The 22,533-nt window shown below is 61.4% G+C and carries 21 protein-coding genes, 1 tRNA gene and 1 other RNA gene; 6 read left to right on the top strand and 17 right to left on the bottom strand.

Annotated elements, in window-relative coordinates:
* On the top strand, positions 1-1,648 hold a 1,648-nt coding region (locus A2J01_RS10130), incomplete at its 5' end, for an alpha/beta fold hydrolase (RefSeq protein ID WP_156519233.1).
* 10 nt (positions 1,649-1,658) lie between these two features.
* Here A2J01_RS10130 and A2J01_RS10125 read toward each other — a convergent pair.
* The 14 genes from A2J01_RS10125 to A2J01_RS10060 form a co-directional block, all read right to left on the bottom strand.
* Positions 1,659-2,774: an NAD(P)/FAD-dependent oxidoreductase gene (locus A2J01_RS10125; RefSeq protein ID WP_082900835.1), complete on the bottom strand. Its 1,116-nt coding sequence runs from the start codon at positions 2,772-2,774 to the stop codon at positions 1,659-1,661.
* Positions 2,775-2,999: 225 nt separating this feature from the next.
* Positions 3,000-3,072, bottom strand: a tRNA-Ala gene (locus A2J01_RS10120).
* Between the two features lie 145 nt (positions 3,073-3,217).
* On the bottom strand, positions 3,218-3,961 hold the full coding sequence (locus A2J01_RS10115) for a DsbA family protein (RefSeq protein ID WP_054827383.1): 744 nt from the start codon (positions 3,959-3,961) through the stop codon (positions 3,218-3,220).
* Positions 3,962-4,003: 42 nt separating this feature from the next.
* Positions 4,004-4,492, bottom strand: coding sequence for a MauE/DoxX family redox-associated membrane protein (locus A2J01_RS10110; RefSeq protein ID WP_064112630.1), 489 nt, complete (start codon positions 4,490-4,492; stop codon positions 4,004-4,006).
* 25 nt (positions 4,493-4,517) lie between these two features.
* Positions 4,518-5,771: an MFS transporter gene (locus A2J01_RS10105; protein WP_003942326.1), complete on the bottom strand. Its 1,254-nt coding sequence runs from the start codon at positions 5,769-5,771 to the stop codon at positions 4,518-4,520.
* 42 nt (positions 5,772-5,813) lie between these two features.
* The gene (pgm, locus tag A2J01_RS10100) at positions 5,814-7,451 is read right to left on the bottom strand and encodes a phosphoglucomutase (alpha-D-glucose-1,6-bisphosphate-dependent) (RefSeq protein WP_064112629.1); all 1,638 of its coding nucleotides are present in this window, start codon (positions 7,449-7,451) and stop codon (positions 5,814-5,816) included.
* A 97-nt stretch (positions 7,452-7,548) separates the two neighbouring features.
* The gene (gene crcB / locus A2J01_RS10095; protein ID WP_064112628.1) at positions 7,549-7,893 is read right to left on the bottom strand and encodes a fluoride efflux transporter CrcB; all 345 of its coding nucleotides are present in this window, start codon (positions 7,891-7,893) and stop codon (positions 7,549-7,551) included.
* Complete coding sequence (locus tag A2J01_RS10090; RefSeq protein WP_007731302.1) at positions 7,890-8,267, bottom strand: fluoride efflux transporter FluC; 378 nt, start codon at positions 8,265-8,267, stop codon at positions 7,890-7,892. The genes crcB and A2J01_RS10090 overlap by 4 nt, the downstream gene beginning before the upstream one ends.
* 23 nt (positions 8,268-8,290) lie before the next feature.
* Positions 8,291-9,094 carry a DUF1295 domain-containing protein gene (locus A2J01_RS10085; RefSeq protein WP_037130102.1) on the bottom strand — a complete coding sequence of 268 codons (804 nt, stop codon included), beginning with the start codon at positions 9,092-9,094 and terminating at the stop codon, positions 8,291-8,293.
* Positions 9,091-10,407, bottom strand: coding sequence for an SAM-dependent methyltransferase (locus tag A2J01_RS10080; protein WP_054187609.1), 1,317 nt, complete (start codon positions 10,405-10,407; stop codon positions 9,091-9,093). The genes A2J01_RS10085 and A2J01_RS10080 overlap by 4 nt, the downstream gene beginning before the upstream one ends.
* Positions 10,404-11,693 (bottom strand): SAM-dependent methyltransferase, encoded by a 1,290-nt coding sequence (locus tag A2J01_RS10075; protein ID WP_003942339.1) that lies wholly within the window; start codon positions 11,691-11,693, stop codon positions 10,404-10,406. The genes A2J01_RS10080 and A2J01_RS10075 overlap by 4 nt, the downstream gene beginning before the upstream one ends.
* On the bottom strand, positions 11,690-12,433 hold the full coding sequence (locus tag A2J01_RS10070) for a DUF1365 domain-containing protein (protein ID WP_042450068.1): 744 nt from the start codon (positions 12,431-12,433) through the stop codon (positions 11,690-11,692). Before A2J01_RS10070 ends, A2J01_RS10075 begins: the two co-directional genes overlap by 4 nt.
* Positions 12,424-13,704: an NAD(P)/FAD-dependent oxidoreductase gene (locus A2J01_RS10065; protein WP_042924499.1), complete on the bottom strand. Its 1,281-nt coding sequence runs from the start codon at positions 13,702-13,704 to the stop codon at positions 12,424-12,426. Before A2J01_RS10065 ends, A2J01_RS10070 begins: the two co-directional genes overlap by 10 nt.
* Positions 13,701-14,333 carry an alpha/beta fold hydrolase gene (locus A2J01_RS10060; RefSeq protein WP_064112627.1) on the bottom strand — a complete coding sequence of 211 codons (633 nt, stop codon included), beginning with the start codon at positions 14,331-14,333 and terminating at the stop codon, positions 13,701-13,703. Before A2J01_RS10060 ends, A2J01_RS10065 begins: the two co-directional genes overlap by 4 nt.
* Before the next feature lie 53 nt (positions 14,334-14,386).
* On the opposite strand from A2J01_RS10060, the gene A2J01_RS10055 reads away from it, so the two are divergent.
* From A2J01_RS10055 to tcmP, 4 genes are all read left to right on the top strand, one after another.
* Positions 14,387-15,208 carry a GNAT family N-acetyltransferase gene (locus tag A2J01_RS10055; protein ID WP_082900834.1) on the top strand — a complete coding sequence of 274 codons (822 nt, stop codon included), beginning with the start codon at positions 14,387-14,389 and terminating at the stop codon, positions 15,206-15,208.
* 111 nt (positions 15,209-15,319) lie between these two features.
* Positions 15,320-16,621 carry an HNH endonuclease signature motif containing protein gene (locus A2J01_RS10050; RefSeq protein WP_042450071.1) on the top strand — a complete coding sequence of 434 codons (1,302 nt, stop codon included), beginning with the start codon at positions 15,320-15,322 and terminating at the stop codon, positions 16,619-16,621.
* A 92-nt stretch (positions 16,622-16,713) separates the two neighbouring features.
* The gene (locus A2J01_RS10045) at positions 16,714-17,703 is read left to right on the top strand and encodes an alkaline phosphatase family protein (protein WP_442971559.1); all 990 of its coding nucleotides are present in this window, start codon (positions 16,714-16,716) and stop codon (positions 17,701-17,703) included.
* Between the two features lie 1,038 nt (positions 17,704-18,741).
* Complete coding sequence (gene tcmP, locus A2J01_RS10040; protein WP_064112625.1) at positions 18,742-19,854, top strand: three-Cys-motif partner protein TcmP; 1,113 nt, start codon at positions 18,742-18,744, stop codon at positions 19,852-19,854.
* Here the strand turns inward: tcmP and A2J01_RS10035 are convergent, their stop codons facing one another.
* The gene (locus A2J01_RS10035; protein ID WP_064112632.1) at positions 19,855-20,601 is read right to left on the bottom strand and encodes a DUF5131 family protein; all 747 of its coding nucleotides are present in this window, start codon (positions 20,599-20,601) and stop codon (positions 19,855-19,857) included.
* Positions 20,602-21,390: 789 nt separating this feature from the next.
* On the opposite strand from A2J01_RS10035, the gene A2J01_RS37435 reads away from it, so the two are divergent.
* Entirely contained in the window at positions 21,391-21,609 is a 219-nt protein-coding gene (locus A2J01_RS37435) for a DUF2510 domain-containing protein (RefSeq protein WP_156519234.1), read from the top strand.
* A 75-nt stretch (positions 21,610-21,684) separates the two neighbouring features.
* Here A2J01_RS37435 and ssrA read toward each other — a convergent pair.
* Positions 21,685-22,055, bottom strand: a transfer-messenger RNA (tmRNA) gene (ssrA, locus tag A2J01_RS10030).
* Between the two features lie 66 nt (positions 22,056-22,121).
* The coding region (locus A2J01_RS10025; protein ID WP_156519232.1) for a DUF2867 domain-containing protein at positions 22,122-22,533 on the bottom strand (412 nt) is incomplete at its 5' end.

The raw sequence follows: 22,533 nt of genomic DNA, 5'->3' as shown, positions 1-22,533 counted from the left end.
CACCGAGACCGGTGTCGTCGCGTACAACGCGTTCCCACCACATTCCGAACTACCCGTCGGAGTGGTACCGGCCGGACGTGCTCGCGACGGCAAGGACGTACAGATCGTCGATGTGAACGGCGTGCCTCTCCCCGACGGAGAGATCGGAGAGATTCAGGTTGTCTCCAGTGATCTTGCCGACGGATACCACGGCGACCCGGATCGAACTGCAACACGATTCACGCGACTGGGCGACGGAGTGAGCATCTACCGGACCGGTGACCGGGGCCGCATCGACGAACGCGGAGAACTGCAACTGCGGGGACGCGTCGACGACGCCGTCAAGATTCGGGGCTACCTGGTGGAGCCGATGGAAGTCGAGGCGCATATTCGTCGAATTCCAGGCGTCGCCGATGTTTTCGTGGCCGTCGTCCTCGAGAACGATCGACCGGAGATCGTCGCCTACGTGGTCCTGACCAAAGCCGTGATGGCACGGTCGGGCGCCGAGATGCGGCGCGAATTGGCGACATATCTGCCGGCCTGGATGCTCCCCCGACATTTTGTTCTGATGCCGGCGTTGCCCCGCAACGAAAGAGGAAAGGTCGATCGAACAGCGCTGCCCTCCGTCGAGGTGCGGTCCACTCCACCGACTCTCGCCGGGCCCGCCGAATTGTGGTTGTCCTCGATCTGGGAGTCGATTCTCGGTATCGACTCCATCGACCGTGAGGACGACTTCTTCGAACTCGGCGGCGATTCGCTTGCTTCAACCGAAGTGGTGGCAAAGATTCACGACATGTTCCGGATCCGGATCACGGCGGCGGAGTTCGCGGCCGCCAGTACCGTCAAAGACCTTGCAGCGCTGGTGGATCGGCGCAGAATCGATCCCGATGATCGCGTCTGTCACAACACGATGGTGCCACTGAAGCTCGAAGGCCCCGGGCGACCGCTGTTCATCATGAACGGAGCGGGGTGCCCATCGACGACGCTGTCCGCCTTGTCGAAAGCGCTTCACACCGATCGGCCGGTTTACGCACTTCAGCCACATGGCTTCGAATCTCGCGGACTACCCGACCGGTCGGTGAAAGCAAGCGCCCGCCGTTTCATTTTCGAAATCAAGAAGATTCAGCCCACCGGGCCATACCTCCTCGCCGGATACTCGTACGGCGGCTACGTGGCGCTGGAAATGGCGACACAGCTGTCCGAGTCAGGTGACACTGTCGAACACGTCACCGTTCTCGACACCAGAATCTCCACCGAGGCTGCCGCACGACTGGCTGGTCGAGCGGGCATCACTTTGGATCCGTCGATCGTCGACCTTGCACCACAACCATCCACCAATGCCCGCTGGAAGCCGACCAGACGCACCGTCGCGGCCATGTGGATCCGCACGCTGTTCGCCGGCATTCTGCAGTACCCGCCGGCCACCCAGTGGACCGTGTTCCTCTACATAGGAGGCCAGGCGCTCCGGAAGCATCGGATACGAGCATGCGCCGCGCCCGTCACCTTGATCCGTGGGGCCACCAACAACCGTGGACGCGAGATCTGGTCACTCATTGCCACGGGCTCACTGGATTTCGACGACGTCGACGCGTGCCACGAAGACGTCGTCCGCCAACCGTACGTCCGCAAGACTGCGGCGATCATCGATCGAGTCTGTGATCGAGCGTGACCAGCGCTCCTCATGCCCAGCTGTAGAAGAAAGAGCGGCGCGGAGTGAGGGCCCAGTCGGTCGTCGACGAACACACTCGTTCCTTGACGAACGCACCCGCCCTGCCTGCGACGAACATGCCCGTTGCGTTGTCGACACGAGTGGTCCGCTGGAACACACCTCGCCGCCTCCCGAGACTGATGCACCGGCCTGCGAACTTCGGAGCCACCGGGCGCGGCGCGGAACCTTCGAGTCGATGCAGGATCGTCTCGGCCGCATGGACTCCCAAGGGAATCGCGGCCTGACAACTCATCCTCAGTAAAAGATCACCGACTGCGACCGCATCACCCGCACCGACGATGTTGGGGTGGGACGAGCATTCGAGTCGGTCGTCGACCTTCAGACGACCGAGACCGTCGACGGGAAGGCCACTTCGGCGCGCCAGATCGGGGACCCCGAATTCTGTCGCGAGAATCGTGCAATCTGCCTCCACCCGTGCGCCTCCCGCAAGCTCGCAGGACGAACCGTCGATCCGCGTCACCCGGGATTCGGTGACGATGTCGACCCCAAGATCGGTCAATGTTCTGAGAATTGCAGATCGCGCACGCTCTGACAGATCCGGGGCCACGATTCCTCCGGTCACCAAAGTGATTCGGCTGCTTCGCTGCTCAGCCAATTCTGCGGCAGTCTCGATTCCGGTGAGACCGCCGCCGACAACGCAGACCGTAGCCTTCCCGTCGAGTGTCGCCAGTCTGGATTCGAGGCGAACCGCGTCCTCGAATTCGGAGACGCTGAACCCGTGCTCCGCCGCCCCGCCGATAGTGCTGGGTAACTGCCCACTTCCGACTGCGTAGACCAGATAGTCGTAGTCGAGCACACTGCCGTCGTCGAGGGTAAGCCTGCCGAGCCCCGCCTCGATCGTCGTCACCTCTCCGAAGACTCGGTGTGCCGCACGCGGTAGCGCCCTGTCGAACGAGACCGTCGCGTCGTAGCCAGCCGCGATCATCTGATGGAGCCTGATTCTTTGCACGAAGTGTGGGCGCGGATTCACGACGGTCACCGTGATGTCCGACCGAGTTCTCAGCAGTCGCTTCGCTGCCATGCCGCCCGCATATCCTGCCCCGATTATCACCACGTGTGCACTCATGGTTCTCCGTTCCGCCAACGGTCCCCATGCTGAGAATGCACGGGATGATCAGGCCTCATCGCGGACGTTATTGAACATTGACGCCCTGGCGTTATGGCGGTCGACACATCTAGGCAGAACTGTGCTGCATGCAATAGAGACTCGAAAAACACAGGGTCGACAACACAACACTGGCTCGAAAACAACAAATGCTCTGCACCAATGGTGCAGAGCATTTGTATTGGGTGGAGCTAAGGGGACTCGAACCCCTGACCCCCACACTGCCAGTGTGGTGCGCTACCAGCTGCGCCATAGCCCCGTATTCAGTTCGCTCTAACAGTCGAACTCGCAGCGGCTGTTCTGCTTTCCGCTTGCTGGAAGAAAGTTACACCACTTGACTCGTGGGCAACAAATCGCCTGGTCAAAGCGAAGCGGCCGCTCCTTGTCGAAGCGGCCGCTCCAGCTCAAGAGGAGAGCTTGGAAACCCAGTCGCTGCTGCCTGTGTCAACGATCTTGCCGTTCGCCACAACCGTGGGCGTCCCGTTCGACCCGACATCCTTGAGCGCCTGGCTGGCGGCCGTGGCATTGGCCGCGGCGGCTTCGACGTTGGTACCGGAAGAGATGCAGGTTGCCACGTCCTCGGATGCGCCCGCATCACGAGCGATCTGGGCGAGGTCGTCGTTGGTGTGGTCGCTGCTGCCGCCCTCGGCAGGCTGCGTGTCGGTCGCGAAAAGCTTGTTGTGGAATGCGGAGTACGCAATCGCGTCACCACCCTGAGCGACGCAGAGCAGAGCGGCGCCGGCCCGTGTGGAGTAGTCACCGCTGCCCGACGCCCGGTTGAGGAAGTTCAGCATGTGGTATCGCACGGCGACGTCACCGTTGTCGACAGCGGCCGCGAGAGCCTGGCCACTGAGGTGTTCGAGAGCGGCACAGGCGGGGCACAGCGGATCCTCGAAGAGATCAATGGTTGTCGCGGCGGAGGGCTTGCCGAGCAGCACCACTCCGTTGTCCTGCACCGTGACGGCAACTTCGGAACTCTGCACGGAGCCGTAGCCGTCGTTCTGGGGCTTGTTCTTGCTGTTCGTCCACAAGACACCGCCGATGACGAGGGCCGCGATCACGAGCACCGCGAGGCCACCGATGATGTAGGTGGAGCGGCTCGAGACCGGTTCCGGCGAGTATTTGTTCTTGCTGCTCTTGGTGCTCACGCTGATGCAGTCCTTCGTGCGTCGAAACGATTTACCGATTGCTTACCTTGCCACTGAAGACTGAGTATCCACTGAGAACGCCGCGCGTGATCCGGGCCCCAATGCGAGTGGCGAACGCGGGAACACGAGCAGCCAGACGGCAAGTGCCAAGAAGCCCAGGTCGCGGAGAATCTCCTTCGAATAGTCCCAAGCGCCGACGTCGGCTGCACCTCCGCCGCCGAAACATCCGCAGTCGATGGACAATCCCCTGGCCCACACCGAAATGATCACCGCAATGAGAACCGTGAGGATGACCACCGCGACTGCAGCGTATGCTCGCACCGCCAACCCGACGAGGATCAGCAGGCCCAGGACTATTTCGACCAGGGGAAGAGCCGTCGCCACCGGACCCACCAGTGACTCGGGCAATAGTTGATAGGCGCGCACCGCGATCTTCGTCTGAACGGGATCAAAGAACTTGAGTCCCCCGGAAATCAGCCAGACGGCCGCCAAACCCAATCGGGCCACAAGACTCACGATGCGAATTGCCACCCGATCGAGAGTACAGAATGCCCGGTCAGTCCAGGTTTGTCCGCGCAGGAGTATCCGTTAGCACCGTCACATCAGTCAGATCTTCTACAACGGATTCGACAGGCTTCGTTCGCGACGGGACGAACAGCCACCCCGTCGCCGACACGACAACGACGGCTCCCATCACTGCGAAGGCCGCCGAGTACGAAACATGTTGGGCGATCAGCCCGGCACAAATCGGCGCCACTACCCCACCGATGTCGGACATCATCTGGAATACCGCCAGAACGGGTCCGCCTCGGGCCGTCGATCCGACAACATCGGCAACCGCGGCCTGCTGGGCCGGACTCATGAGCCCGGAGCCGACACCAGTCACTGCGGCGATGGCGAAGAACACCACGAGGTTGTCGGTGAATCCCATTGCGATGGTTCCCAGACCACAGATGAGCAGACCGCTCACGACAAAGGGCTTGCGTCCGAAGCGGTCGGAGAGTCGTCCGGAGACGATCAACACCAACGCATTGCCGACGGCGAAGATCGTCAGGGCGTAGGCCGCAATCGAGGGGTCTCGGCCGAGGAACTCGACGACGAACAGGGGAACCATGGCAACGCGAACTCCGAAGATCACGCCGCCGAAGGCGAGATTCGATCCGAGCGCTGCCCGGTACACCGGAGACTGGAGGCCTTCTGTGAGAGTCATCGACTTCACATCGACAGCCTTGTCCGGTGACGCCAAATGAGATCCACGCAGGCTCACGAAGACAACGAGCGCGGCGATCACCAACGCAATTGCGTAGATGATGAACGGCATCCGCAGACCGAACTGCAACAGCGCTCCGCCGACCAGCGGGCCGCCGATCGATCCCATGAGAAAGCTTGTCGCGTACAGACCCGACACGCGGCCGCGACTGTCCGACGGTGACATGCGAATGATCAGCCCGAGAGCCGACACGGTGAACATGGTCGACCCGATGCCACCCAACGACCGGAACAGCAGAAGTTGCCAGTACTCCCCCGCGAAAGCGCACGCACCGGTCGAGACCGCGACGATGAGAAGGCCGACGATGTAGACCGGCCGCTCACCGAGTTTCTGTACCAAAGTGCCGCTCATCGGCGCGAACACCAATCGCATGAAAGCGAAAGACGAGATCACGATCGTGGCGGCGGTGACCGATACGTCGAAGCTGCGCGCGAACTGAGGTAGTGCCGGGGCGACCAACCCGAATCCGAGGGCGATGACGAAGCTGGCGGCTACCAGTACCCAAATTTCCTGTGGCAGCTTGGCTGCACGAGTTTTCATGTCGCCCGGAATTCTAGCCGGGCGACATGAGCGGTCCGCGGGCTAGTTCGCCTTCAAGACGCCGGACACCAAGTCCTTGGCCGCTGCCTGAACCTGAGCCAGATGATCGGCGCCCTTCATCGACTCGGCATAGATCTTGTACACGTCCTCCGTGCCGGACGGCCTCGCTGCAAACCACGCGTTCTCCGTCGTCACCTTGAGACCACCGATCGCCGCGCCGTTTCCGGGCGCGGCAGTCAGTGTCGCGGTGATCGGTTCACCCGCCAGCTCGGTTGCACTCACCTGGTCGGGAGACAGTTTTGCCAAGACTGCCTTCTGTGCGCGTGTCGCGGGCGCATCGATACGTGCGTACGCCGGGCTCCCGAACTTCTCGGCCAACGCGGCGTAGTGCGCTGACGGAGACTTTCCCGTCACCGCGGTGATTTCCGACGCGAGCAACGCAAGGATGATGCCGTCCTTGTCCGTCGTCCAGACGGAACCGTCGTGTCGGAGGAAGGACGCGCCGGCGCTTTCCTCGCCGCCGAATCCCACAGACCCGTCGAGCAATCCGGGAACGAACCACTTGAACCCGACCGGAACCTCGAGCAAATCGCGGCCCAGGCTGCTCACGACACGGTCGATCATCGAGGAACTCACGAGGGTCTTGCCGACCTTGGTATCTGCGCCCCAACCTGGCCGGTTCGCGAACAGGTACTCGATGGCAACGGCCAGATAGTGATTCGGGTTCATCAAACCGCCGTCGGGAGTGACGATGCCGTGGCGGTCGGAGTCCGCATCGTTTCCGGTCGCGATGTCGTAGCGATCCCGAATCCCGATCAGCGACGCCATCGCGTCGGGCGACGAGCAGTCCATGCGGATCTTGCCGTCAGTGTCGAGCGTCATGAACCGCCAGGTCGGATCGACGAGTGGATTCACCACTTCGAGGTCCAGTCGATGAGTTTCGGCGATCGCGCCCCAGTAGTCGACGCTTGCCCCGCCGAGGGGGTCTGCACCGATCCTGATTCCGGCATCGCGGATCGCGTCGAGGTCGAGGACACTGGGGAGGTCTTCGACGTAGTAGCGGAGGAAGTCGTAGCGTTCGACGCGGTCCAGCGCTTGTGCCGCCGTCACACGCCGTACCCCGGAAAGCCCCTTGCGCAGAAGCTCGTTCGCTCGATCGGCGATAACCGACGTCGCATCCGTGTCCGCGGGCCCGCCGTGCGGCGGGTTGTATTTGAAGCCACCGTCACGCGGCGGATTGTGTGACGGTGTCACGACGATGCCGTCGGCCTTGGCCTCCGGACCCGTCGAGTTGTATCGCAAGATCGCGTGACTGACAGCTGGGGTAGGAGTGTAGGCGTCGCGTGAATCGACGAGGACGACGACGTCGTTGGCGACCAGGACCTCCAAGGCCGACAGCCAGGCAGGCTCCGAGAGCGCATGTGTGTCCCGGCCGATGAACAGCGGGCCGTCGATTCCCTGCGAAGCGCGGTACTCGACGATCGCCTGGGTTGTCGCCAGGATATGAGCTTCGTTGAACGCCGAGTCGAGACTGGAACCGCGATGTCCTGAAGTGCCGAAAAGTACCTGCTGCATCGGGTTCTCGGGATCCGGAGTGCGCGTGTAATACGCGGTGACCAGATGAGGAACATTGATCAGATCCTCTGGCAGAGCCACTTGTCCTGCTCGTTCGTGCGCCACGAATCCCCCTCGGCCCGGTGGTCGACCACTGTGTCGACGCGACTGTGGACAATTGTCTACCCTGGCCGCGTGGCGTGCACGCTCGGCGCCGGATCCGTCAATCCGTGATCTGGATTCCCAACCACGCAGCGGACAGTCCCACGATCAGACTGAGGACGATGTAGATCAGAGAAAGCGCCGTCTGGCGCCTCTCGATCATCCCGACGTTCTCGGTCGCGAAGGTCGAATAGGTGGACAAGCCGCCGCAGAAGCCGGTCGCCAGAAGTGCGGCCATCGCGGTGGAAAGAGCTGCCCCGGTGAACAATCCAAGGAGGAAGCAGCCGATCACGTTCGCGGCGAACGTCGCAGCCGGAAATCCCTTGTACGCGGGCACATACCGCGCCAACAGGTACCGGCCACTCGCACCAGCGCCGCCGCCGAGCGCCACCAGGAGAACTGTCATGCCGACGCTCCGTCCCGCGCGCGGATCCAGCGTTCACCGAGCCCTTTGCCCAGTGCTGCAGCGAGGATCGCGGGAATCAACGTCCCGAGAACATAGAGAATCGATCGCCACGGACTCTCCGTCACGGCGTGAACCGCGAAGGACGAGAAGGTGGTGAAGCCGCCGCAGAAGCCTGTGCCGAGAAAGAGGTACCCAACCTTGTTGTGCACGAGCAGGGCCGCGAGAACACCGAGAACGAACGAGCCGACGACGTTGATGACCAGCGTCGTCCAGATGTGGGGAAAGAGCTCCCCCAGACCGTAGCGGCTGAGCGCGCCCAACCCTCCGCCGACGGCAACCGCGCATACCGCAGCCGGCAGTTTCAGATCACCCATGCTCTGGCCTCACCCGAAAGAGCCTACGTCCCGGAGCGGGCTTTCGGCGGGCGAGGAATGAAGTAACTTGTCCGCTGCTGATACTCGCGATAGCCCGGACGCTGTTCCATGTGTCGCTCGAGCAACCGCGCTCCGGTGGCGAAGACCAGGAAGTACGTCATGGCGATCGGTGAGAGGACGGTCAACACCCCCGGCCACACGGACGCCGAGACGAGGAAGATCCCCCACCAGACACACGCGTCGCCGAAATAGTTGGGATGCCGCGTCCATGCCCACAAACCTTGATCCATGATGTGGCCACGGCTGCCCGGATCGGATTTGAACTCCTCCATCTGTCGGTCGCCGACCGTCTCGAACGTGACGCCGACAATCCACAGCGCGATTCCGAGTACGACAAGAAGTCCGAAGCTGCCGTTCGACACTGCTGCGACCTGGATCGGCAGGGAGACGAACCACAACGAAATCCCCTGCGTGAGATAGATCTTGCGGATCGCATACAGCGTTCGATTACCCGTCGCTCGTCCGAGCATTTCTTCGTACCGCGGGTCTTCACCTTTGCCACGCGATCGAATCGCCATGTGCGTCGCCAACCGCAGACCCCAGATCGCCACGAGCGCAAGCATCAGCAACCGGCGCCAGAGGTCGCCGGTTCCCACTATCGCGGACACGAGCGCGATCAGAACGAAGCCGGCGCCCCACGACACGTCGACAACGTTGTGGCGCCCGATCCGTACACCGATCGTGGCTGTCACCGCCATTCCGACGGCGATCGCCAGCAGACTCGTAAGTGTGACCACTCCGAACGCGCCCCAGTCGAATCCGTTCATCGCCGCGACACCCACTGCGGCCGTACCGGTTCCATACCCGATCGACCATCACCGTGCGGCCGGACCGACAGAATCTGATCGACGCCCATCCTGCCGTCCCGAAATGCCATTCCTCCGCCGACGAGGTAGAGACGCCACACCCGAGCGACTTCGACACCTACGAGTTCCACGACGCGATCCCAGTTCGATTCGAAGGTCTCGATCCACGCGTCGACGGTCCGCACGTAGTGCTCACGCAGGGCGTGGACGTCCCGCACTTCGAGTCCACCTTCCTCGATCATCGCAACAGTGCGACCGACGGGCCGCATGTACATGTCCGGCGCGATGAACGACTCGATGAACGGACCTCCCCCGGGGTGCGGGCCAGTGCGGGACATCTGCTGAATCAGCACACGGCCACCGGCAATAACATTGTCGTGGAGCGCTTTCACGTAGGTCGGATAGTTGTCCTCACCGACATGCTCACCCATCTCGATGGAAGCGACCGCATCGAAGGGACCGTCTGGAATCTCTCGATAATCTTGGAGGCGAATCTCGACCCAGTCTTCCAAACCGAGCGCGCGGACCTTCGCGTCGACAAAAGCCTTCTGCTCCGCCGAGATCGTGATTCCGACAACCCTGGCACCGTACTCCCGCGCTGCATGCAGGCTCAACGAGCCCCAACCACAGCCGACATCGAGAAACCGCAAGCCTCGCGCTCGATCGAGACCGACCTTGCGGCACACCAGGTCCAGCTTGTCTGTCTGTGAGTCTTCGAGCGTGTAGTCCGGTGCATCGGAAGTCCAATAGCCCGAGGAGTACGCCATGTTCTCATCGAGGATCAATTGGTAGAAATCGTTCGACAAATCGTAGTGGTGCCCGATCGCCTCGCGGTCGCGGGCGAGGCTGTGCAGGCGCCCCTTCACCTGAGCCTGCGACGCCGGCGGAGCCAAAGGTCTCCCGAAAGCACCGAAGGATCGCGCAGCCTTGACCACGGCCAGGACAAGCGAGGGTGTCGGGGTAATCGACCCGAGCCCCCGCTCGGCAGACACCTTCCACACGTGTGTGAGTGCATCGCCTAGATCGCCCTCGACGTCGAGTTCACCGAGAACATATGCCTGCGCAGCCCCCAACTCGCCGGGATTCCAGAGCAAGCGTCGCAAAACGTTCGGGCTGTAGAGCGTCACTTTCGGAGCATCTTCCGGACCTGCCGTGCTGCCGTCCCATGCAGTCAACCGCACCGGAAGTTCGCCGCCGACAAGTGGACTGAGGATGTCCGAGAGACGACCCGCAACGCCGGTACCTTGTGTCGTTCGATCCATTGTGGCAGTCATCGCTGGTTCCTCCGATCGAGAACAATTTGCTGGACGTCGAGATACCCCGACCGAAACCCCGCCTCGGAGTAGCAGAGATAGAAATGCCACATGCGCGCGAACACTGCGTCGAACCCGAGCGCGGACGCCTCGTCGGTGCGAGCGCTGAATCGCTCGTCCCACAGTCGCAACGTCTGCGCGTAGTGATCGCCCATCGACATCCGCTCACGCACCCGCAGGGTTGTCATGCGCTCGGTGACGTCCTCGATCGCCCGCACCGACGGGAGAAATCCGCCGGGGAAGATGTACTTGTGCACCCAGGTGTAGGTGTTGCGGGTCGCGAGCATTCGATCGTGCGGCATCGTGATGGCTTGGATCGCCGCGCGCCCACCCGGCGCCAGCAGGGCGTCGATCGTCTGGAAGTAGCTTCCCCAGTACTGGTGGCCGACGGCCTCGATCATCTCGACCGACACAACGGCGTCGTACTCCCCCTGTACCTGCCGATAGTCGAGAAGGTCGACCTGAACGCGATCTGCCAGTCCCGCAGCGCTTATCCGCTTCGCTGCCAATTCCTGCTGTTCGACCGAAAGTGTCACCGAGCGCACCGTCGCTCCCCGTTGGGCAGCTCGGATCGCCAATTCTCCCCAGCCTGTGCCGATTTCGAGCACTCGCGAACCGGGTCCGACACCTGCGCCATCCAGCAGTCGATCGATCTTCCGATGCTGCGCCGCTGCGAGCACGTCCCACGATGGGGTCGCCCCTACCGACAGATCCTCGAAGAGTGCACTGGAATACGTCATGGTGTCGTCGAGGAACAGTTCGAACATCTCGTTCGAGAGGTCGTAGTGCCGGGAGATGTTCGAGCGCGTGTTCTGCGTCGAATTCCGTTCACTGCGAGGCTGCTTCGGAATGTAGAGGCCTCGTAGCCGCTGCAGGAAGTCGGGAATGAGCGTCGCCACGCGGGAGGCGAAGACTTCCAGGACCGCAGTGAGGTCGGATGCTTCCCAATCGCCCGCCATGTAAGACTCGCCGAATCCGATCAAACCACTGTCCCCCACACGAGCAGCGAAGTCGTCTGGGCGGTGAATGACCATCAACGGCGAATCGGGGCTACCGCCACCGGAGAACTCACCGTTGGGCATCTGGACACGCAGCGGCAAACGTGCGACCGCCTTGTGGAACAGGGCGCGGGCAACCGGTGATGCAACCCGCACTTTGAGCCCGCTCGGCACGGTGGCGACGCCCGGCCACCGCTCGGTTTCGATCGTGTGAGCGGAAGGTTCGGTGCCGAGAGTGGTTGTGGTCATTGCACTGCCTCCTGCGGGTGATGTTGCGGTCGGGGAACGATGGGTAAGCGCCTGGCCCACAGCCGGATTCCTTGAAATCTGATCTGCGCGGCGACTCGGAGCGGAGCCAGCGGGATGGCGAGCGCACTGCGCACGATCTCGCGCGTCGTCGCCGGCACACAACGACCGGACACCGTGGCCACGAAGGGCGCCTTGCCGTCACGGGCCAGAACTATCGAGAGCGCGAGCGCGGTGTCGGGTAGCGGAAGTCGCATCCGGTACTCGCCGTCCAGATCGTTGAACGGAGATACGTAGAACTCTTTGGACGTGCGAACCGCGCCACGTTCGTCGGTTTCGAGCAGGTAGCAGTGCCGCTCGCCGTAGGTGTTGTGAACCTCGGCAACGACGCACCGCTGACTGCCGTCGTCGTTCAGACACCAGAACACACTCAGCGGGTTGAACACATGGCCGAACACACGCGCGTTCGCAAGCATGAGGATGCGACCGCCGGCGAACTCCAATCCGTTGGTTGCCAGAAAAGTCTCGACGTTGGCACGAATCGATCGAGTGGGGTCGCCGAGGTGATCCCCGGCGTCGAACTTCGCCAAGGGCCGCAAAGCCTTCGGAAGCTCGGGCAAATCGTCGACGTCGACGAGCCAACTGTAGCTTCGGTACTCGAACTCGTTGTGCAACGGCTCCGTTCGAACGTGCCGAATGCTCGTATGAACGATGGACGGCGTGATGGGTGCGGTCACGGCCACCGACCTCCGACGCGTTCGGCGGCGCGCAGGCCAGAGAGTGCACCGTCCTCGTGGAAGCCCCATCCGTGGTACGCACCGGCAAACGCGAGCACGTCCGAGTCCAACTCGGGAAGCCGCGCTTGAGCGGCGACGGAGGTGGGTGTGTACTGCGGATGCTCGTAGGTCATCTGATCGATCACCGAGTCCGGGGACACCATTTCGCCTCCCCCCAAGGTCACCAGGTAGCGCCGGCCGGTCTCCGGGAGCCGCTGCAACCTCGTCATGTCGTAGCTGACCAGAACGTGATCCGGCTTCGCGTTGCATTCAGGGATGTAGTAGTTCCACGACGCGCGCGCATTGGTGTTGCCGGGCAGCACATTCTCGTCGGTGTGAAGCTGGGTGTGGTTGACGGAGTACGGCATTGCGCCGAGGACCTGGGATTCGACAGGCGTCGGATCCGCCAAAATCTTCAGCGCTTGCTGCGGATGCGTTGCGACCACGGCTGCGTCGAAGGTCTGGATCTGGTCGTCGCCGTCACGAATGTCGACGCGATCATCGAACCGGTGGATTGCGCGCACCGGCGTGTTGAGGCGGATATCCCCGATACTTTTGGCGACGAGACGAACGTATTCGCCCGATCCACCGGTGACTGTTCGCCAGGTCGGCGATCCAGTGACGCTCAGCATTCCGTGGTGATCGAGGAACGAGAACAGGTACCGCGCGGGATACTTCAGCGCGGAGCCGGGATCACACGACCAGACTGCCGACACGAGCGGAGTCATGAAGTGAGCGGTGAAGTAGTCGGAGAACCGGCCGCTGCGCAGAAACACTCCCAGTGTCTGGTCGGGTGCCGACGGATCCGTGTTGTCGAGCAGGGCGCGGGCACGGCGATGGAAGCGCTTGACCTCCATCAACATGGACAGAAAGCTGCCGTTGACAAGGAGCCCCGGCGTCGGGAGAACGCCGCGCAACCCTTGGCCTCCCGAGTACTCGAGACCGCAACCCCCACACCTGACCGACATACTCATGTCGGATTCCTGCGTAGGCACATCGAGTTCTGCGAACAATCGCAACAATGTCGGATAGGTGCGATCGTTGTGAACGATGAACCCCGTGTCGATGGCGAGGCTTCGCCCTTCCGGGTCGGTGACCGAATGGGTGTCCGCGTGCCCGCCGAGCCGTGAATCCGCTTCGTAGAGGGTGACGTCACTGTCCTTACTGAGCACCCACGCCGCTGTCAGACCTGCGACACCACTACCGACGACGGCCACCTTGCGCTTGTCGGAACTCATCGTCGTTCTCCCATCTTTGTTGCGGCTACCCCGCGACTCATTCGTGCGATTGCATCCGCGACGAGGCGATGCCAGGTCGCCGCCCGACGGAGCATGAAGTGGCCTGCGCCGTCGATGCCGATCCATTCAGCGCTCTTACCCGACTTCTGCAGTTCGTCAACTTTCCGACGAGACGCTGCCGGGTCGGTCCACGAGTCGGCCGTGCCGTGGAGCACAACCAGTGGTGTGTCCGAACGCAGATTCACCGACGTTCCATCGGGCCACCACGGCGCCAGCGCAACCACACCGACCACCGCCGGATCGCCACACAGTTCGGCGGCGACCCGTCCGCCCATCGAGTGGCCCAGCAAAATCACCCGAGCTTGTGCATTACGTTTCGTTATCGCGTCGAGTGCGGCTCGAGCGTCGGCGACCGGACTGCGCTCGGCACCGTTCCAACCACGAACCCGATAGCGAGCCTGCACCGCTCTCACACCGGAGCGGCGAAGCTGAGCGGTGAACGGGCACATCCGAAGGTTGGACAGATGCCAGGCGCGAGCCGGGCGATGGCTCGATACCTTTCCTCCAGGCAGCACTAGCACCACCAGGTGCTGGTCACCGTCCTGCTGTTGCCGTCGGTTGGGCGTCATACACGGCATTCGGAGCCGAAAACCATTTGGATGGGGTTCGTAGAATTTCTTTTGTGAATCGTGAAGCACTCGTCGGCGATGTCCTCGACGCCATGGACGCCAACTTGGTATCCCATGCTTGCCACCTGCATGAACACTTGCCGACGGGATCGGTCACGGTCTCTGCAGATGTTGTCGTCGCAGACAGCGGCCTCACCGACGACACTTTCAACATCATCGCTGGTGCGCGCTTCGCTGTACCTGCTGCTGAAGGCCCGGAAGAAGACCGACGACTACTCGACGTACTCGCGTGGCTTCGAGCAACCGGTCGTCCGTTCTCCTGGTGGACGGGTCCGCGCGACAAGCCCTCTGACCTCGGTGCTCGCTTGTCAGCCCTCGGCTGCGTGCGCTCCGAGGAAGAAAGAGCGATGACGGCAGACTTGGACGTCGTCCCACGCCCAACGCCTGTCTCAGAACTGTGCGTTCAGCGAGTGACGACTCGTTCGCAGCTCGCCGACTACGCCGCCGTGATGGCCGCCAATTGGTCGCCGCCCTCAACCGCAGTAATACGTTTCTTCGAAGACACCGCCGATGACATCCTCTATGAGCGCTCGCGGAGTTCGTTTGTCGTGGGATACGCGAACTCCCAGCCTGTCGCCGGAGCCGAGGTCCATTTTGCCGCCGACGTCGCCGGACTGTATGGGGTCGTCACACTCGAAACGGCGCGCCGACGCGGATTCGGCTCGGCGGTCACCCTTGCCGCACTCGACATCGCCCGCGAGCGAGGTGCCCGAACCGCTGTACTTCAGGCGTCCAGCGACGGCGCACAGCTCTATCGAAACGTCGGCTTCGAGGATGTCGGTACCTACGCCGAGTACTCGATCGGCAGCGGTTAGACGTCCCCGCGGGGACGCTTTCCGTCCTCATCCACGGATGTGTGTCGGTACTGGCATCTATTATCGAACGTACATTCGAAACATTGTCGGACACGCGCCGGGGGGGCAACGATGAACGCAGCACTGACCGATACCGCAGAACTGACCGATACCGCGGCACTGATCAATGAAGAAACGCCGGATTCCACCCGAAGCGACGTAGAGCAACTCGGCTCCGAAATCTGCGCTCTCGCCGGCCAGATCGCCGCGGCCACGGCTCGATTCCTCACCCTCCTGTCGAAGTTCGACGAAGACCGCGGCTGGTCCGGCCCTGGACTGCATTCATGCGCCCACTGGCTGTCGTGGAAATGTGGAATGAGCCTGCACACCGGCAGGGAATATGTTCGCGTCGCCAAAGCGCTCCGACCTTTGCCCGAGATGCGGAAGGCCTTCGAGCAAGGCCGGCTGTCCTACTCGAAGGTTCGCGCACTCACCCGGGTCACCACGCCGTCAAACGAAAAGCAGATGGTTCGGTTCGGATGCGAGGCGCCCGCAGCCCAGATCGATCGTCTCGCCGCAGGTCTGCGTAAAGCAACCGACAATGAATCCGGCAAAAGCAAAGCGCCCGAACATCTTCAGGTCCGCTGGCATTGGGACTCGGATACGGGCGAGTTTGTCATCAAAGGACGCCTGCCCGCACAGGACGGCGCCCGAATCCTCGCAGCATTGGCGGTGGCGGAACGTGAACGCACCCGAACCGCTGCCATCCGCCCTGTCGACGAGAAGGCTACAAAGAACCCGGCCGGAAATATCGGACCAGGACTCGTCGCGATGGCAGAGCTCGCCACCGCCGCAGTCACAGACCGCACGTCCAAGGCCGCCGCGAACGAAGTTGTGTTCTTCCACGAAGCGAACACCGTCCGTGTACCGAGTGGACCCGCGCTCCCCCAAAGTGCCGCCGAGGAAGTGCTCTGCAACGCGAAACTTCGCCTGGGAACGACAAAGGAGGGATGCGTTTTGAATCTGGGCCGAAGGACCCGCGTCGTCAGCGCCAAACAAATGCTGGCATTGAATTACCGCGACGGATGTTGCCGCACACCGGGTTGCGGGCGGACTCGCTTCTTACACGCACATCACGTGAAATTCTGGGGACGCGGCGGAAATACGGACTTGGACAATCTGATCATGCTGTGCGGCACCTGCCACCGCGCGCTGCATGACGGCCAGTTCACGATCACTGCTCTCGGCGAGCAGAAGTTCGAGTTCCTTTACGCCAATGGTGACGTCATCGACCCAGCACCACCGACCGAGGGATTCGCTGATGGCCTACTGCGCGGAGACATACCCGACGACGCGATCATCCCAAGATGGGACGGCGAGCCCCTTCACCTCGATCACGCGGTCAGCGTCATCCTCGACGGTTGGGCCGCCTGAGGAAACATTGGTCTAGTCCAATCTGAATCTGCCGTGAACAACAGGACAACCCTCACATCCAGGTAGTGCAATTGGTCTAGTCCTATCGCAAGATGCTTAGCGTGACCAAGAAAATCGCACGCACCGCAGCCGCTATCACACTCCTCCTCGCCGGCGCTGTTGCTGCCGGAACTGCAACTGCTGCAGCAATTCCCGGATCGTCCGACCTCAATCCGTCGGCCGCCGAGAAGACAGTTGTCATCGGCCTCGACGGCACTATGCTCAGCCACATCAAGACCGCCGACGCTCCCCGTCTCCAGAAGCTGATCGCCGAAGGAACCAGCGGAGAATCTTCCATCCTCGGCCACACCACCATCTCCGGACCGTCGTGGTCGACCATCCTGACCGGAGTCTGGGATACCAAGCACGGAGTCAAGGACAACACGTACGCGGGCGCCCGCTTCGACCTCTACCCGAGCGTCTTCACCCGGCTGGAAACAGCAAAGCCCTCCCTCCTCACCGAATCGATCTCCACCTGGGGCGGCATCGACAACATCGCCTCCAGTGGGACACCGAAAGCCGACGTTGTCGTCACCACGGCCGATGCAGGTTCCGGAGCGGCCACCGACGCTGCGACGGCAGACGCCGTCGCCCGCGACATCACAGACAAGGGACCTGACCTGATCTTCACCCAACTCGATCAGGTGGACGGCGCGGGACATAGCGGCGGCACCAACGGCGCTGCGTACGAAGAGTCCATCGCCTCGGTCGATGCTCAGGTGGGCAAGATTGTCGATGCCGTCGATCAGCGCGCAGCAAAGACCGGCGAGAAGTGGACTGTACTGGTCACTGCGGATCACGGGCACAAGCCCGCCGGTGGGCACGGCGGTCAGACACCCGCGGAAGCAACGACATTCGTCATAGCACGCGGCTCGGGATACGCGGCCGGTAAGAACACAGACTCGTACACGATCGCCGACATCACCCCGACAATCCTCCAGAGCCTGGGCGTTGCATTGCCTGCCGATCTGGACGGCAAGCCGCTGGCCAAGGAAGCTCCCGGCTTCGTCGGCTCGGTCGACCTGGGATTCTTCGGCTCCTGATCGCAAGAAGGCCCGGGCCACACGGCAGCGTGCCGCAGCAAGACAGCAGCAAAAAGGCAGCAAAAAGGTCGGGCCGGAGAGCGGGTGCTCTCCGGCCCGACCTGTTGTGGAGCTGCCGGGAATTGAACCCGGGTCCTACGTTGAATCGCTAGGGTTTCTCCGTCCGATATTCGAATGTGAGTTCGGAGAGGGAAGATTTTGGGCCCCTGATCTGCGATGATCCGCAGGCCATCGCGCCCTATATCGCTCGCGTTCAGGACCCTACGGTCGAGTGCGTCCTGGGAATTTCCGCGAAAGTGGACAGTAAGTCGCCACTATTCGCAGCCCAGGAATCGCAGGTTCGTTTAGTTAGATGCGATTGCACCAGCGATCGGTTTGCGGGTCAGCGCGAGCACATTCGAAGATACGGATCGTCTCACCGCACTGCCCACAGTAATGAGTTCGATGGCCACCCCAACTCTTAGCGGCAGGCTCGGGTGGCCATTGACGTCTGATCCAAGCTAGATGCCATACTCACGGAACGTACGGATCACAAACTTATGCTTAGCGATCACCATAGGATCGTCAGTACCGATGCCGCCCTCGGCGTAAACCAGCCAGCCTACTTATCCATATCCCCGAGACGCGGCCCGCAACTCCCCCAGTTCCCCCCGAACACAGAATCCCCCACCGTCACGGAGGACGGGAATGCTGTCAGTCTCTCGCCGGCAACAGCGTGTAGATCGACTCGGGTTTCTTCATGATCAGTTCGGCGTCTGGCGCGTCGGTACCCCCAGCGTCCGCCTGGAAGAACGACCCGTGCCGGGTTAACCCTCGTCCAGGTCAGGTTCGCATGCCGTGACCCGACTATCTCGGGTGCCACCGATGCTCTCTAGCGGACTTGGACGCGAGACATCGCGACTTTCGACCGAAGAGCCGATTCCGATGATGCCACCAATTTGCTTACATGCAATGATTCCGAAGACTTAACGCAACCCCCTCATCATGGCCACGTGAGGGAACGACATATTCGCTCACGCGATCAACGAAGGGCACACAATGGCAGTCGGAGCGGGCGATAATTACTGGCGTGACAACCGTCTTCCTGGCATCCTGAAGCACCGAATCATTCGACGGTACCTACCGCTCTACCTCGCACGCACATCGTCCAAGGATGGTCGAGCAGTATACATCGACGGCTACGCTGGGCGCGGATTTTACGAGAATGGCGAGGCCGGTTCGGCTGGGCTGCTAATGGAATTCGCACTTGAGGCTCAGGGAGAATACATCCTGCGTCTCTTCGAGAAGGACAAGACGAACTACGAACACCTAAACAGCGCAGCAGAGAAATTTGCAGCAGAGGGTGTCAACGTCAAATGTGAACGCGGGGATATTGTCGATAAGATCGAGAACACCGTCACTGAAGCTGATGGGCTGCCCCTATTCCTGTTCCTTGATCCGTGTGGAGTCGGGCTTCCATTCGAAATGGTAGTCAGCGCGATGAATCGACCCGCAGCCGGCGAATGGCCCCCCACGGAGCTACTGATGAACTTCAGCTGGGAAGCCATCCGCCGAATCGGCGGTCACGTGAGTTCCCCCAGAGGCAGCGAAAAAACACTGAAAAGGCTCGATACTGCCCTCGGAGGCGACTGGTGGCGCGAGCACTTCCTATCTGGCACGTCAGATGAGGCTGTTGAAGCTGTAGTCGATGGATTCATCAACCGCCTTGGAGCCGCCACGAATTGCAGTGTCGCATCGCTACCAGTCCGCAGGAAGCCTTCACACAAGCCTATCTACAGCCTGGTCTACGCGACGCGAAGCCCTCGCGGGTTTTGGCATTTCGCCGACATAACAGCCAAGAGTTTGGAAGACGTCCGGATTGCCCATGAGGCACTTGCCGAACCGGGCTTCTTCTCTATCGCGACACCACAACAAGACGCTGAGAACGCAGCCCTCCCCGACATCGAAAAGAACATCCTGTCAATCCTCGAAAAACGGTCCGAGTTCATCGTCGGCGATTTTCCGTTTCTAGTTTTCGGCGAACACATTGGAACGGTTGGAGAGAAGATCGTCCGAAAGGCGATAAAGTCTCTGCACCGCCAGGGGCGTACTCCATCTACTGGGGTTGGTGGAAAGACTGAGAACTTGAAGGTCGTCCGGCCCAAGCGGTAGCTACCCCACCCTCCACCGAGGCATCTCGTCCCAAAGCTCGCCGTCAAGTTCGCGGCCGAGCGCCTTAGGCGTTCGGCCGCCCCACTGCTTGAAGAAAAACGGGACTTCATCTACCTGGCAGGCATCACGAATATCTCGCGCCCAAGACATTTCCATTGGTCGATAGTTCGGGCCGGACTCGCCACCAGCGATGACCCACCCAATACCAGCAAGATCTATACCCTTCAGCGAACCGAGAAGTGGCTCACACGACAGGAACCGAACCGCTGCCGGCACGTCCCGAAGATGGTCAACGCGGTCAAGGTGATCGGCGTTTTCGACGGATACCCCCATCCAGACGTTGTCTGGCCACTCAACCTTGTCGGCGAATCGGTTCAAACGTAGGGATCTCTTCGTGAGAATCTGATAGGTGTGCTGCGGAGTTTCCCGCATGACATCGAAGACATCGCGAACGAACGAGATCGGGACCTTCGCATGAAACAGATCGCTCATCGAGTTCACGAATACAGTCCGAGGGTTGCGCCACCTCCGAGGCTGGTCAAGCGCCGAAGGATGAACCGTGACGCCAAATCCTGGACCCGACGTGACGGGGTTACCGTCATTTTGATATTTCGCGGCGCCCATTGCCTTTAGTCGTTTCGACAGGGTCAGGGCATAGCAGTTGTCGCAACCAGCGGAAACACGGTCACACCCAGTCACTGGGTTCCATGTTGCCTCAGTCCACTCGATCGACGACTTGTCGGCCACGACGTTAACCACCTTCGAATATTTGTTCGATAAATCAGGCTACACCAATACCGCCCGAACGGTACCATCTTGGGAGATCCTAGCATTGAATGAATTAGTTACGTTGCCCCCCAAGGTATTTCAATATCCTTAACTCGACCTAACGATCAACGGTAAAGGCCTCCAACCTTGCGATGGGACCGGAAACAGTCATCGTCGGCGAACGACCTTTGCGACCTGTGGGTAAACCCCTGGGTGCTTTGGACGCGAGTACAACGACTGACAGGCTACGGACGACGGACGCGCATACATAGATGACGAGCTAAGGGGACACTCACCTTGGATTAACTGAAAGGCACCACCATGAAACGCACCACCTTGGTTCTATCTACCGCAGCAACGACATTCAGCCTTATCGCTTGCGGTAACGGCGGGGCAGCCTCCGTGGAAACGGTGACGGTGTCGGCTGAACCAACTTCCACGACAACAGAGGCAGCAGAACGAAAACCAGGCAATTCCGCGCAAGTGGATCTGACGTCCGCCAGGTCAACGACATGTATGCATCGAACGGCCAACCCGCAGTATCTGAGCAGGAAGCGAGGGGCCTCGCCGATTCCATGTGCGACCTCCTCGATGTCGGCAACAGCCCATATGACGCCGCCCAGCTACTCGAACACGAAGGGTTCCTTCAGGAATTCACAAGCCAGGTGGGTAGCCAAGGGCACCGGGGCGGCCTGCTCGGAGCATCTCAGGTAGTCCGCTCGTCCACACCACCGCTGGAAGGCATCACAATAGCCACACCCGGCCCGGCTGGCATCCCCCCCCGAAAGCAACCAGCAGCTCCGCTACTGGGACGGTCAACATTGGTCGAGTGCGACACAGCCAACGCCACAACAGACGCTGGCGTCCACGCCGCCTCCACCTGTGGCTCCCGAGAAGATCGCAAGAGGGAAGGTGCATACTGCTGCTGCGGACGAGCTGGATGCTGCGGTTTCAGGAAAGGAGCCAGGTCGCGAAAGGGGAACGTAAGTGGACAGTGACCTGATTCGGGCACAAAAAATGAGGCAGGCCCTACACCCTGTTTCGAGTGTCTGACCTGCCTCTTTGTGGAGCTGCCGGGAATTGAACCCGGGTCCTACGTTGAATCGCTAGGGCTTCTCCGTGTGCAGTTCGCTAAGTCTCTACTTGGATCTCCCAGTCTCGCGAACAAGCCAGGATGACGATCCCAGTCACTGTTTGATGTCCCATTCGACTCCGTGACCGAGCCGAACAGTAAAGCCCTCTAGCTGATGCCAGGAACCGGGTCGAGGGCAACCCCGGGCTGACAGACACGCTTCGCTACTTAGGCAGCGAGAGCGTAGTCGCGCTGATTGGAATCGGCGCTTATAGGTTTGCAGCGACGCTTACGGTGGTCTCTTGCCTGCACCGACACGCTTCCCCTAACTCAACACACGCAGTCGAAACCGTTCAGCCCCGTGTGTGCCCCGCGTCTTTCGTGGGGCTATTCACTATAACGCGCCGAAGTTCGGAAGTCATACCAATTAATCGGCGGCACTTTCCGTGTCCTTCGCCCCAGCCGTTTCCTGCACTGCACCCGCTTCCTGCACTGCACCCGTTTCCTGCACTGCAGCCATCTCACGCTCGGCGGCACCGGTGATGTTGGTGATCATCCCCTGGAAGACAACTCCGTGGAAAGGCAGGATCGAATACCAGTACGCCCGACCCGCGAGCCCGCGAGGGAAGAAGACCGCGCGTTGATCGAGGTGGGAACCCACCGGCCGTCCGTCGGCACCGGCTGGGCCTTCTGATACTCGCAACTCCAACCATGCTCCGCCCGGGACCTTCATCTCGGCGCGCAATCGGAGCAACTTGCCTCGATCGATTTCTTCGACCCTCCAAAAGTCCAGGGCTTCGCCCGTGTTGAGCCGGCGTGGATCCCGCCTGCCCCGGCGC

Origin of the sequence: Rhodococcus sp. EPR-134 (genome assembly GCF_001647205.1) — a bacterium.
Taxonomy (GTDB): domain Bacteria; phylum Actinomycetota; class Actinomycetes; order Mycobacteriales; family Mycobacteriaceae; genus Rhodococcus_F; species Rhodococcus_F qingshengii.
This window is presented reverse-complemented; position numbering and strand designations above follow the sequence as displayed.